The sequence below is a fragment of the Serratia ureilytica genome (genome assembly GCF_013375155.1).
Lineage (GTDB): Bacteria > Pseudomonadota > Gammaproteobacteria > Enterobacterales > Enterobacteriaceae > Serratia > Serratia ureilytica.
In genome coordinates this window covers 377,109-390,944 of record NZ_JABXOF010000002.1, presented here as the reverse complement: position 1 = coordinate 390,944, position 13,836 = coordinate 377,109, and the positions used below count along the sequence as shown (strand labels likewise).

General features: G+C 56.6%; 8 protein-coding genes. 7 read left to right on the top strand and 1 reads right to left on the bottom strand.

Annotated elements, in window-relative coordinates; translation table 11 throughout:
* Positions 1–31: 31 nt before the first annotated feature.
* Positions 32–3,511, top strand: a complete 3,480-nt coding sequence (gene tssM / locus HWW83_RS05260; protein WP_033643653.1) for a type VI secretion system membrane subunit TssM — start codon at positions 32–34, stop codon at positions 3,509–3,511.
* Positions 3,512–3,536: 25 nt separating this feature from the next.
* On the top strand, positions 3,537–3,890 hold the full coding sequence (locus tag HWW83_RS05255) for a DUF6277 family protein (RefSeq protein WP_033632662.1): 354 nt from the start codon (positions 3,537–3,539) through the stop codon (positions 3,888–3,890).
* A 265-nt stretch (positions 3,891–4,155) separates the two neighbouring features.
* Here HWW83_RS05255 and HWW83_RS05250 read toward each other — a convergent pair whose 3' ends face one another.
* The gene (locus HWW83_RS05250) at positions 4,156–4,383 is read right to left on the bottom strand and encodes a hypothetical protein (protein ID WP_004935320.1); all 228 of its coding nucleotides are present in this window, start codon (positions 4,381–4,383) and stop codon (positions 4,156–4,158) included.
* A 245-nt stretch (positions 4,384–4,628) separates the two neighbouring features.
* Between HWW83_RS05250 and HWW83_RS05245 the strand changes: the two genes are divergently transcribed.
* From HWW83_RS05245 to HWW83_RS05225, 5 genes are all read left to right on the top strand, one after another.
* Positions 4,629–4,919, top strand: a complete 291-nt coding sequence (locus HWW83_RS05245; RefSeq protein WP_004935318.1) for a hypothetical protein — start codon at positions 4,629–4,631, stop codon at positions 4,917–4,919.
* A gap of 706 nt (positions 4,920–5,625) precedes the next feature.
* Positions 5,626–6,201: a helix-turn-helix transcriptional regulator gene (locus HWW83_RS05240; RefSeq protein WP_004935315.1), complete on the top strand. Its 576-nt coding sequence runs from the start codon at positions 5,626–5,628 to the stop codon at positions 6,199–6,201.
* A 108-nt stretch (positions 6,202–6,309) separates the two neighbouring features.
* Positions 6,310–7,179 carry a hypothetical protein gene (locus HWW83_RS05235; protein ID WP_046687385.1) on the top strand — a complete coding sequence of 290 codons (870 nt, stop codon included), beginning with the start codon at positions 6,310–6,312 and terminating at the stop codon, positions 7,177–7,179.
* 34 nt (positions 7,180–7,213) lie between these two features.
* Positions 7,214–13,000: a non-ribosomal peptide synthetase gene (locus tag HWW83_RS05230; RefSeq protein ID WP_176589053.1), complete on the top strand. Its 5,787-nt coding sequence runs from the start codon at positions 7,214–7,216 to the stop codon at positions 12,998–13,000.
* Between the two features lies 1 nt (position 13,001).
* Positions 13,002–13,829, top strand: coding sequence for a Cof-type HAD-IIB family hydrolase (locus HWW83_RS05225; protein WP_033643650.1), 828 nt, complete (start codon positions 13,002–13,004; stop codon positions 13,827–13,829).
* Positions 13,830–13,836: the final 7 nt, after the last annotated feature.

Here is a 13,836-nt window from a genome sequence, read left to right as displayed (position 1 = left end):
TCCGCCGGCGTAGAGATAATAAGGAAATTATATGATACGTAGATCATTCATATTGGTGATTGCCTTGCTGCTGTGTGCGGTGGTGTGGTGGATTGGGCCGTTGATCGCCATCGGCACCTATCGGCCGCTGCTGTCGGTCTGGGTCAGGGGCATCATCATCGCGCTGATCCTGTGCTGGGCGCTCTGGCCGTTCGTGGCGACGTTCTTATCCTGGGTGTTCCGCCACGCGCGAGCGCCGGCCCCGGCCAAACGCAAGACCGCCCAGCGAGACCGCGTGACCTCGCGCTTTTACGACGCCTTGCGCACCTTGCAGTACGTCGGCACGGCGAAGCAGCGCACCCCTTGGCAGCGCTTCAAATACCGCCTGACGCGCCGTTACGTCAGCGAAAAGCCGTGGTTTCTGGTCATCGGGCCGCCGGGCAGCGGCAAAACCTCGCTGATCGGCGAAAGCGGCGAACGCTTCTTGCTGGCCGAGCACTATGGCCTGCAGCAGACGGTGGACGTCGGGCCGACCCAGGATTGCAACTGGTGGCTGGCGGAGAATTCGGTGTATGTCGACACCTCCGGCGAATGGCTGCAGTTGAACGGCCTGGGGGAAGAGGGCGCCAGGGCGCGCGACACCCTGTTCAAACTGATCCGCCGCCATCGCCGCCATCCGGGCATCGACGGCATCATGCTGTGTCTGGATGCGCGTTGGTTGCTGCACGCCTCGCTGACGGAGAGAAAGTCGGTCGCCGACGCGCTGCGCGTGCGCCTGCTGGAGATGGCCTCGTGGTTCCGCAGCGAGCTGCCGGTCTATCTCACCATCAGCCACCTCGATCAACTGGTCGGCGGCGAGACCTTCCTGTCCATGCTGGGTGACGATCTGTTGCAAAAAGGCATGGGCTTCAGCCTGAACCGCGCCGAACAGGGAGAAACCCCCTTCGAGCAGTATGAAACCCTCTACCGGGAGATGGTGGCGCGCGTCAGCCATCACGTGCTCGAACTGTTGCACGATGCGCCGGACGGCCAAAACCGCCAACAGCTGCTGTTCTTCACTGAATCGCTGGGGTCGCTGGGCAACCCGTTGTATTCCCTGTTAGAGCAGATCTTCCCGCAAACGCCGGTGGGCTACGCCTGCCATCTGCAGCAGGTGTGGCTGGGCAGCACCATCGCCTTGCCGCCGCAGGGGGCGATCTACAACGCGGAAGCGGCGGATATCTATGAAGCTCGCCCGACCGGGCGCATTTATCACCCGGAGCTGGATTATGCCCGGCAAGAACGCGGGGTGATGCAGCAGTCTTCGCACGCCAGGCCGCTCGGCAGCCGCATGAGCTCCCTGGGCCGCTATGTGCTGGTGCTCATTCTGTTGGCGGTCTCGTTTAACCTGCTGGCGATGCGTTACCTGTGGGAGAGCGATTACATCTCCTACATTGCGGCGCGCTTCGATGAGACAAAGCGCATCGTGCGCGAAATTCCGGTGACTAACCGCGTCAGCGACGATGTCATTTCCGCCTATGAGCAGCTGGGGTACATGAACGCGCAATTGGGCGGCGAAGTGTCGCCGGTGCCGAATCCCTATTTCGAGCACAAGCTGATCAACAGCGCGGCGCAAAAAACCTACCAACGCCATTTGCTGCAGATCTTCTGGCCGGCGGTGGAAAACTATATCGCGGACGAACTCAAGAATGACGTCTCGGCGTCCAACAAGGACGTCTACGGCACCCTGAAAGTGTACCTGATGATGGGCGAACCCTCGCACCGCTCCGCCGAAGCCTTGGTCGACTGGTTCATGGCGCGCTGGGAAACCTTTATGCCGCAGGGCTACACCGACATGAACAAAGGCATCTTTGCTTACCATCTGCGGGAGATGTTCTCTTTGCCGGACGCGCCGGTCATGAAGATGAACGGCGATCTGCTGCGCCTGGCGCGGGTGAAAGCGATGAACATTCCGATGCAGGTGCGGGTGGTGCGCCGCATCGAAGAGAAACCGTTGCCGGCGGCGATCAACGATATTTCGTTGGCCGACGCCGCCGGGCCGAACGTCTCCTTGATGCTGCGCCGCAAGAGCCAGGCGACGGTCACCGATACCGCCGTGCCGGGGTTCTATACCCGCGCCAGCTATCGCGACGTTTTCCTGGCGCAGCTCGATGACGCCGCCAAGGACATGATCGAAGAAGAGTCCTGGGTGCTGCGCGACAGCGCGGAAGGGAAAAACGCGGTGAACTCGCTGGCTTCGGCGCAGAAGCTGGCCGACGAGGCGAGGAAGCTATACCTCATCGAGTATGCCGACAAATGGGATGCTTTCATGCGCGACGTGCGCGCCCGGCCGGTCAACGGGCTTGAGGATGCGGCGATCCTGGCGCGTCAACTGTCCGACCCTTCTTCCCCGCTGGCCAATCTGGTGCGCTTCGCCGCGCGCGAAACCAGCATGACCGGCACCAACCAGGGCGATGCGGCAAGCTGGTTCGATCGCCAGCGCAATCGCATCGAGCAGCAGCGGCGCGACATCCTCGGCGAGATTTCCGGCGAGCGCGCGCGTTTTCGTCTCACGCCGGAACGCGCGGTGGAAGATCGCTTCGAGCTGCTGCGGCGTCTGGGCTATCAGCTGTTGCAGACCACCAACGCCAGCAACGATCCGCTGAGCCGCAGTTTCGAAGCGCTGTACAGCCAGTTGACCACCTTGTCCACCTCGCTGCGCGGCGGCCAGGTGGTGCCCGCAGGAGGCACGCTGAAGCGTCTGCAGTTGGATGCGGCGCGCCAGCCGGAACCGGTGCGCAGCGTGATGATGGATCTGTTGCAGGTCGGGGACAGCCAGACTATTCAGCAGAGCCAAAAGAACCTGAGCAAAGGCGCTTCGTCGCTGGCCTCCGGCTTGTGCAAGAGCAGCATCAGCGGGCGTTATCCGTTCTCGCGCAACGCCAGAGCGGAGGTCGGCATCGAGGACTTCTCGCGCATGTTTGGCCAAAGCGGCGCGATGCAGCAGTTCTTCGATGAGAACCTGGCCCCTTATGTGGACGTCAACGCGCAGAAATGGAATGCCAAACCGGGTTCAGAGGGGATCGTCAATGCCAGCACGCTGGGCGCGTTTGAAAATGCCCGCCTGATCCGCGATACCTTCTTCACCGCCGGCGACAAGCTGTCCTTCTCCATGTTCATCAGGCCGTTGTCCCTGACGCCGACCATTACGGAGGCGACCCTGGATATCGATGGGCAGGTGATTAACTACAGCCATGGCTTCAGCCAGCCTACCCGTATCGATTGGCCGGGCCCGAAAGGCGGCAGCTATGTTCGACTCACCTTCCGCACTGGCACCGGCCAGATCCAGGTCGCCAGTTTCGACGGGCCCTGGGCCTTGTTCCGGATGTTCGACGCCAGCAATCCCGTGCCGCTCGCCAGCGACAGGCGAGAGCTGACGATGTCGATGTCGTCGGTGGTGGGCGTGCTCAAACTGGAATTGCGCTCGACGATGAAAGATTTCCCACTTTGGTCACGGGCGTTGCGAGGATTCTCGTGCCCGAAAGCGATGTAAACACAACCGTAAAGAGGTGATAAACATGTTAGATCCAGCCAAAATTTTAGAAACCATGAAGGCCGGCGGCAATTTGGGCACCAATTCCCAATCGTCGCTGAGTCAACCGTTTATGCAAGGCGTCAGCAATATTCAAATGTCGGGGCCGGATGCGGCCAAGTCGGTCATGAGTAATGTGACAAAATCTTGCGATGATATGTTCGGCAATATGAAGGGCATTTTTAATGGTCTGCAATCGAATGTGAACGCACACCAAAAAATGCAAACGAGCGAGCAGCCGAAAGATTTTAATGTTTCCATGGACGATCTTCGTCCGGCGATTGCGAAAGGGTTCCCGCACGAAATGGCGGACTTCTTTTCCAAAGTGCCGAAACTGTAATCAAAAACTCGATGGATAAAATACCGGGAGGCGGAAATGCCTCCTGGTATTCACAAGGAGTGTTGCGATGATCTATGACTGGATGCTCAAAAACGCCAATAAACGCATGGGTTTTTTTATCATGGTGATACCCAGCCTGTTTTTTTGGATATTGGTTTTTCTGACCTTATCTATTTTTTGATTCTTTGATGTAAAAAAAAGCACCCGCGAAGGTGCTTAAAATGAAGCGAATTAAAAAATAGGAAGGGATGATTATGAGTTGTTATTACAGTTTAGAGATGATCTGCAATCCGCTGGAAATCAGCGCATCGACGGCCAGACCAATACCTTTACCGATGGTGCCGACAACGGTTTTGGCATCCGGGTTAACACCGGCAATCGCGGAAATGGTATCAATACCTGTACCTACCGCACTGCCAATCAGTGTGCCTACGTCACCAAAAAAACCAGCACCGTTAACTTGTTCAATTTCTACTGCGGATAGTTCTTTCATGATTGAAACTCCTTTTTCAGTTAGCCCTTTACTTCAGGCAATTTCATTATTGCAAATCAGGTCATTTTTTCAATAAAACTCGTGCTGTTTTTTTATACTATTGTGTTTTTTGTTAGATTGATTTTGCATCGTTAGATTATATATTGCCGAAACCTGGGTTTTTATATCTTACTCGCCTTGAACGGCGGCGGTTTTATGAGGTTATTATTTTAAATCGGAATGATATATACCAGAAGGGAGACCTTATGAAGGTATTGACGACGCCGGAAAGACCTTTCCGGTATGATGAGCTTGCGGATAAAATCATCCGGGAGGCCAGGAGCCGCTTGGGCTGCGCCGTTCTGCGGTTTTTAGACTGCATGATCCTGGGTTATGGCCCGCCGGTGATAGTCTTTGATATCTATAATAATCACGGTAAGTTGCAAACGTTCAAAGTCATTCTTCCTCTTGGGAGCGACAAGCAGCTAAAAAAAGATCACCTCGGGTTGGTTTCCTGCCTGGAGGCTAAAAAATTGATGAGGATAAAAAAAATATAAATCATCCCGCTCGTCAACGATGCCGCGTTATCTTTCTGCGCTGCGCATCACTCCAGAAAAATCTTTACTCCTACCAGGCATTTCTTGCGCGGGCGGCCGATGGGTTCGCCTTCTTCTTTTTTGTTGCCGTCTACATGAAAGGGCGGGAATCACTTACTGCCATAAAGTGTAGCTTTTTTTTATGCAATTTTTTTACAATAAAATGAATATGGTTATACTCTGTTTAATAGGGTCTGCGATGACCCCGCCGCCTCGTGCGAAAAAAGCATTATCCTGCCTTTATCATAAGTAAATTCCTAATGCATAAACGGATTCTCTTAACAATCAATGTCACGCAATGTTATGTTCTATATTATGTGTTTTTTCGATATTTATCTGGATATATTGCGCTCTTGGAGTAAAATTAACGTATCAGAGAAAAATCTTAGCACCGTGATGCTGATGGCAATGATGCCTTATAAATATATCTTACGATAACAATTTCCCTTGCGAAGCGCGGCCGCTTACCGCGTCTTGCTTTTGTATGCTCTCCAGGGCAGATGATTTATATAACCCTATATATAAAATGCACTTTTGCGAGGCAAGGTCTTTTTTGCTTCGCCTATAACGCTTTTTTATTAAAAAGCACGTTAAAACAAAAAATAATCACAGCAATGATATTGCAGTAAGGAGAGTGAGCAAGCGTAGTCAAAAGGGAGGTTTGTTAATGGAGCGCGTCAATATCGCTATTGTGGATAAAAATCAATTCTTCAAGCTGGGGTTGAGTCTTGCCTTGCAAGAAGGTTTTCTCACGAATGGCATTAAGGCCAAGATCACGGGAGAAGAACGTGCCAACATCATATTCAGGGCGCCGGACAAGCGGGTGTCCATAAATTTTTGTCATACCCAGCTTTTGCAGGGCAACTTTTCTTCTATTCCGCTCTATTTTTCAATATTGGAGCATAAAAAGACATTCCCTAAAATTCATTGCAATTTGGAAGCCGGAAGTATTACGCGCAAAGACAGCGTGGCGGCGATCGTGGACAAGGTCATGTTCTGCTATCGCAAGAAAAATAGTTTGGTTTCAAGCTATTGCCCGCGTTGTCGTACCCAGTTGACCTTTAGCGAGGGGAAAGTGTGCCGTTTAATCCATCTGGGCTATTCACAAAACCAAACGGCGATGTTGCTCGGCATCAGCCCGAAAACGGTGAGTATTCATAAACGTTCGGCCATGAGAAAACTGAACATCGATAATAATATTGAATTCTTGCGCTGGTTAAAAATGCACAGCGACTCTTGTTAATCAGGGAAAGGAAGCGAACGGTCCGGCGCCGTATTATCAGCGGCGCTGAGCGGTCATCTTTTATTGATTTCCGCCCGGCATGGAATCGGTTTTATAGGGAGATAAAACATGGCTGTCTTTGTGAGAGAAGCGGTTTCTCATAATCATTTCAAATTATTGCAGGAGCTTTATGGCAGAGATTTGGGCGGGGAGCGTTTCCTGCACTGGAAGCATTTGCTCGATCCGCATTGTGGGGCGCCGATGGAAAAAACGGGCATATTTTACAAGGATCAAGAACGTTATCTCGGGATGTTTGTGTCCAGCTTTTATCCCTTTAAAATCAATGAATTGTCTTTTGATGTCAATATGCTTGGCGATCTTGGGATCCACCGTCAGGTCAAATCTTCCACCGTCTTGAAAGATTTTTTCCTGCAGGCCAGGCGTTCGGATGTGGCGGCGGATATCTGCTTTTCCGATGACAGGAAGATCAGGGTTTATGAAAAGATTTTTAGAAAGTATTTAACGACCAATACGCAAATTTATCCCTTCGTCGAATTAACCTTAAAGCCTGATAAGTTTATGGCCTTTCGTTTTACCGAGGGCGACCAAGCGCGGCAGGCCAGCTTTATCAATAATCTGGGGCGAGAAAAAGATCATCGCGCATTTGAATATATTGAAAAACATCCTCTGTATCATAAAATTCATTATATCAATAAAGGCAATCTCTACGCTGTGATTGGCTGTTCCAGTGAGTGTGCCGAACTTTTGGATATTTCCAATCCTTCCAGGGAGTGTTTTTCCTGGGCCATCGGCGTTTGTCGGCACCTGCATAGCCGTTGCAAAGTGATGATCCCTATTGGTTTTTACAAGTCGATTTGCGCTCAGGCGGCGGAGGTCATTGCAGAAAAGCGCATCAACATGCTGATCGGTTATTACTCAGAAAAGATAAGCGAGCTGATGCCGAAAGAGGTTTGGGTATGCCGCATGGATCGCCGTTAAGCAGGGCACGTGTATTCTAAATGGAGTGTTTGTCATGGAAGAGATTCCTGTATCACCCTATTCAAAAGTTTTTATCGATGAATATGACCGCCATCCAGAGGGCTGTAATTACAACGTATTGGTGCTGCAGCGTATTGAGGGCGCGCTGGATCCCATCAGATTACAAGCTGCGCTGAACGCGCTGGTGCAAGATCATGTCCTGCTGAACAGCCATATTCATGAACGGAATGGCGAACTGTATTGGCGTCGCAATGACGCAATCCATCCTTTGCAGCATTACACGGACCGCACGCTGCTGACCCAAGTGATTCGCCAGCCCTTCGACATTTACCGCGGGCCGCTTTATCGTTGGGTGCTTTTCGCCGAGGGGCCGGGGCGCTATACCCTGGCGCTGGTGGGCCATCATCTGGTGATCGACGGCGCGTCTTCCGACGAGTTTTTCTCATTGGTGAGCCAGTACTATGGTCAACAGCGGCTATCGACACGCCTCGAGGCGGCCGAGATTGCCGCCATCAACCGGCAGCTGCAGCACGAGGTGGAACAACTGGCCGCCGATGGAGCGCTGGCGCACTGGCGGGCCGAAGCGGCAAATTTGGGCGCGATAGACGTGCCCTTTGAGAAAAGCGGCGCCGTGCGAAACGATGAGGCGGCCGAGCTGCGTTTCCAGCTGCCCAAAGCGCAATGGAAAGCGCTGAAGCAGGGCGCGGGAATACGGCGAATGAATGACTTTCTGGCGTTGCTGGTGCTGTGGGGCATCTTGATGGCGCGCAGCGGCAATCAGGAAACGGTCTATATCAGCTATCCGGTGTCGATAAAAAAGGGGCAAAGATTTGCGCTTGGCGGGCATGTCAACACCAGCGTGATGCCCCTCTCGCTGCGTGACGGCGAAGGCTTCGCCGCCGTTTATCAACGCGCGCTGGCGTTTATTACCGCCGCGGCGCCGCACTCGCGCCAACGGTTTAACCAACTGCCCACGCAACAGGTGGTGCAGACGCTGGGGATCCGCGCGATGCCGATTTCCTTTGCCCAAACCAACCTGCGCGATGCGGCATTGGCGCTGGCCGATTGCGCCACTTCGCCGTTGTTTGAAGCCAACCACGATATGGCCAGCGCGTCGCTTTCCCTGGAATATGAGGATCGGGCCGACAGCGATGCCTTGCAGTTCCGGTTGCGTTTTCGTCAGGACATGTTTGACGAAGATGACATGCGCGACTGCGCGGAACATTTCATGCGCTTGATGCAAGCGGCGATGCGCGCGCCTGACGCGCCTTTACGCCACCTCGCCTTTTATCCCGCCGCCGATATGCCGCCAGATGACGACGCGGCCCCCGCGTTGCCGAGAGAAACCCTCAGCGCCCGGTTTGAGGCGATCGCGCTGCGTTATCCGGATAAGATTGCGCTGGAGTTTGAGGGGCTGCATGTCAGCTACCGTGAGCTGAACGGCATGGCGAATAGCCTGGCGCGCGAAATTACGCTCCGCTACCAAGCGCTGACCGGGGTCGCCCCCCAGGCGGACACGCTGATTGCGCTGTACAGCGAGAAAAGCCTGGAAATGGTGGTGGCGCTGTTGGCGGTGCTGAAAACCGGTGCGGCCTATGTGCCGCTCTCCTGCAATTATCCTCAGGCGCGCATTCGGCATATTCTCGAAGAAACGCGCGCGCCGGTGCTCATCGCTGGGGAAAGCCTGCAGTCGGCCGCCGAGGCGCTGGCGGCGATGATGCCGCACGCCGTGTCCGTCCTCACGCTGGGCGATCTGAACCGCCTGCCGCACGAGCGGCAGAATCTGCCGGCCATCACCGGCGCCGACCGGCTCGGCGCGGTGATCTATACCTCGGGATCGACGGGGACCCCGAAAGGCGTGATGCTCGAGCAACACGCGATGTGCGGGTTGGCGACCGCGTCCGGCATCGCTGTCACGCCCGATGACGTGTTGCTCTTCCTCTCGAGCCCGGCGTTCGATGCGGCGACGTTCGAGGTGTGGGGCGCATTGCTCAACGGCGCCAAATTGGTCGTCGTGCGCGACACGGAGGATATCGCCGGCGATGTGCCGCAGCTGGAAGCCTTGCTGCGTCGGCAGCAGGTATCGATTCTGTGGGCGACGCGCAGCCTGTTCGATCATCTTTACCTCAGTCACCCCGACCTGTTCGCCGGGCTGCGCTGTCTGCTGGTGGGCGGGGAGGCGCTGACCGCCACGCTGATGCAGCGCCTGGTGCGGCAAGCCAACCGCCCGCAGCAGGTCATCAATGGCTATGGCCCGACGGAATGCACCACGTTCACCACGATGTACGCCATCGCGGCGGATGAAACCCGCAGCAGCATCCCGATTGGGCGAGCCATACCGGGGCGCGAACTTCATGTGCTGGATCGCTGGCTGCAGCCGTTGCCGCCAGGGCTGGCCGGCGAGCTGTATATCGGCGGAGACGCGCTGGCGCGCGGCTATCTCAACCAGCCGCAGCAGACGCAAGAGCGTTTCATTACGTTGAACGGGCGACGCTTGTATAAAAGCGGCGATCGGGTGCGAGAGTTGCGCGACGGCAATCTGGAGTATCTCGGCAGAAACGATTGCCAGGTGAAAATCCGCGGTTTCAGAATTGAACTCAGCGAAATAGAAAATACGATCAATGCGCTGGAGGGCGTCGAGAAATGCGTCGTGGTGGATGTCGTCCATCGCGATAGCAAGCGCCTTGCCGCGTATGTGCTGATGGCGCGGGGCGAGCCGCTGGATCCTGCCGATTTGCGCGCCCGGCTGGAGCGGATCCTGCCGGATTACATGGTGCCGTCCAGCTATGTCGCGCTCGACGAGATACCGCTGACGGTGAACGGCAAGCTGGATCGCACGGCGCTGCCCGCTCCGCAATTCGCGCAAAGCGAGCGATATGCCGCGCCGCAGAATGCGCTGGAGGCGTTGATTTGCGCCCTGTGGGCGGAGATCCTCGGCGTTGAACGGGTTGGGGTGGATGACGACTTCTTTCGTCTGGGCGGCGATTCGATCCAAAGCATCGTGTTCACCAGCGAATTGAGCAAGTCGGGCTATCACAGCAACTCGCGTGCGGTGTTCGAAACCCGGAATGCGCGGGCGCTGGCCAAGCGTATTTTGCAGCAACGGGACGCGATTGCGCCGCTCAATGAACAGGGCGAGCTGCAGGGCGAATTCGAATTGTTGCCGATTCAGCGCTGGTACAACGAGCAGCCGCCGCAACATCGCGCCTTCTTCAACCAGACTTTTTTGGTGCGGGTGCCGCCGATGTCCGCCGAGCGCGTGGCCGATCTGGTGAACGGGCTGGCGTCGCGCCATGACATGCTGCGCGCGCGGTTTAGCGCCGACGATGCCGGCGCGCTGGTCGCGCAGCGCTATCTGTCGGTGGCCGACGGCGGCCCTTCATGGGGATACTATGACCTGGCGCTTTGTCGCCAAAGCCGCGCCGAACTTCTGCATCAATGGCAATCGGGGTTTGATCCGGTAGAAGGGCCGCTGTGCCGCTTCGTCTACATTTTCGACAGCAGCGCGCCCGGCTACGCGTTGATGTTCTGCGCATTCCATCATCTGATCATCGACGTGGTGTCCTGGCGCATCATCGTCAGAGACATGCGACGGTTGCATCAGGGCGAATCGCTGTCGGCGAAAGGCACCAGCTACCGGCAGTGGGGCGAGACGTTAAGGCACTACGCGGCGAGCCGGCATGACCAATGCGCTTACTGGTTGGCGATGATCGCCGGGCAACCCGATTACGCCACGCTCAGCGAGGGGGCGCAGAGTCCGGCGTTTTGCCGCTTAGAGTGCGACGCGGCGTTGACGACGCTGTTGATGGACACCTGTCATCAGGCCTACCGTACCTCGACCCGCGAGGTGTTGCTGGCGGCGCTGGCGCCGGTGCTGCAGGCCTGGCATGGCCGTGCGGACAGTTACCTGACGCTCGAACACCATGGCCGCGATATCAATGACGATAAGATCCAGCTCGACGACACTGTCGGCTGGTTCACCGCCTTACTGCCTTTGCGCATCACCGCGCATCAGAGCCCAAAACACACGCTGCGCGCCATCAAGGACACATTAAGAAAGATGCCGGATCACGGCATCGGCTATTCGGCGCTGAAATACGGTTCAGCGTCGGACGACGAAGCGATAGCCTGTCTGCGGCGCCACCGCTTGCCGGCCATTTCATTCAACTATCTCGGCGTCTTTAACGAACAGACTGACGACGCCCTGTGGGCCTTGATCGACCAAACGGCGGATCTGGAAAACGGCGCGCTGCCGGCGAGCGACAATGTGCTGGATCTGGTGCTCTACGTGCACGGCGACCGGCTGAGCATCGTGATGTCGGGCTTATTGCCGCAGGCGACGCTGGCCCGGCTCGGTTCGCACTATAGGGCGAGCGTGTCGGCGCTGGTCGAACACTGTTGCCACGAGGCGAGCCAGGGCGTTCGCCTCGCCAGCCCGGGGGACTTCCCCCATGCCGACGTCAGCCTCGCCGAGTTGGACCACTGGCAGCAACGTCATCGCATCGCCGCCGTTTTCGAGGCTACGGTCACGCAGCGGGAACTGATGTATTTCAACCGGCTTAACCACGAGTATCAGATCGATCAGGCCGTTTATGAGGTGGCCGGCCCGCTGCAGCCGGAGGTGTTGAACCAGGCCTGGTCGCTGGCGCTGCAGCGCTTTGAAATGCTGCGCGCCGGGTTTGGCGATCAAACCCGCCGTGGGCGGCCCAACGTCTTCATCTGCGAGACGCTGCAGGCGCCGATCGCGATCGAGGATTGGACCGATGCGCCGCCGTCCTCGCTGGAAGAAAGGATGGAAGCGCTGTTGGCCCGGGAACGAGAAACCTCGTTTGAGCTGGATGCGCCGCCGTTGATCCGCTGGCGCCTGATCAAGTTGAACGCCGATGAGCACTATTTGGTGCAGACCTTTAACCATATCTTGTTCGACGGTTGGTCCCTCGGCGTTCTGTTCGAACACTGGTTCAACGACTACCTCACCTTGCTGGAAGGGGGCGCGCCGGCGCTGGAAATTAACCGATTTGAGCCGTTCGCCGCTTATGTGCGCGCGCACGGCGACGATCCCGAAGCGCAGGCGTTCTGGACGGACTATTTGCGCGGAGCGCCGGTCAACCAACGTTTGCCGTTGAGCGCTGCGCCGGATGCCGCGCCGCAGGGGCGACGCATGCGGCAATATGGCGCGGAATTCACCGCGGAACAGGTGGCAAGCCTCACCGCGTTTTGCCGGCGCCAGGGGATCACGGTCAATCAACTGACGCAGCTGGCCTGGATGCTGGCGCTGGCCGAAGCGCTGGCCTGTGACGATATCGCGATCGGCACGACCATGAGCGAGCGCCCGGCGGACATTGAGCAGGTGCAGACGCTGTTTGGCCTGTGTGTCGCCAGCCCGGTGCTGCGCCTGCAGGCGATTCGCCGCCGGCCCATTTATGCGTTGCTGGCCGATATCGCGGATTCCCAGACGCTGAGGCAGAAGTACGCCTTTTCCGAACTGAACCGCTACGACGAACAATGGGTGCCCACTTCGCCGTTCGGCAGCCTGTTTGTGTTTGAAAACATGCCGCAACCGCAGAAGGATCCGCGCTTGCCGTTTACGTTCCGGGTGACGGATATCGTCAGCGGCAGCAACCACCAGACGGTGCTGTGCTTGTTCCCCGAAGCGGAACGGCTCGCCATTTCACTGTTTTATGATTCTCATGAGATAGCTCAGGAGAGCATCGTTGCGGTAGGACGCCGTTTTCAGGCCATTGCGCTCGCGATCGCCCACCTTCCGCCCGACAGCGAAATCCGCGCCGAAGACGGGATTATCCAGGCGGAGGAGGCGTGATATGTGGCTTGCTATCGACGGCAAAATAAAATACCGGGCGATCGTGAGCGATCTTGACGGAACCTTGCTGGATCCTGCCGGGAATCTGTCTGATCTGACGGTGGAAACGCTCAATATCCTGCATGCCCGCGGGCTGGAAATCGTCATCGCGACAGGCCGTTGCGATGCGGATGCGCGCGGGATTGTGGATGGCTTGGGGTTCTCGCCGGCGATCGTCTCCTGCAATGGCGCGATGGTCAATATCGAGGGGCGGCCGGTGGCGGATAAACGCTATTTCCTGCCTCGCGACAGCCAAATGATGTTGATGGATTACCTCTTCGCCTGTCCGCTCCACGTGACGTTGTTCACCCAGGAAGGATGGATGATGGCCGAAGAGAATCCGCATTTTGCCGACTATATCAAAACCTCGGGCGTCGCTTGCCGCTATGTCGAGCCGGAGGCGATGAAACGGCAACCGATCCTGAAAGTGCTGCTGCAGGGTGAAGCGGCGCTGATCGAGCGGTTTTACGACGAGGTCAGTCAGGCTTTCGGAAAAACGCTGTCCATCTGTAAGTCCTCTGCGGAAACGATAGACATCATGGATAAGCATATTTCCAAGGCCAGAAGCGTGGCCGACTATCTGAGCGCCAAACAGATAGCGATGCGCGATTGCCTCTCTTTCGGCGATGCGATGAACGATTTGGACATGCTGCGCTGGGCCGGAACGGGGGTGGTGATGGGCAATGCCATGGGCGAATTGAAGCGCGCGCTGCCGTTTAACCCGATTGCGCTGCCCAACAGCCGCAATGGCGTCGCCGATTATCTCTGCCGTGAGTTCGGCCTGTTCTGACATTGTC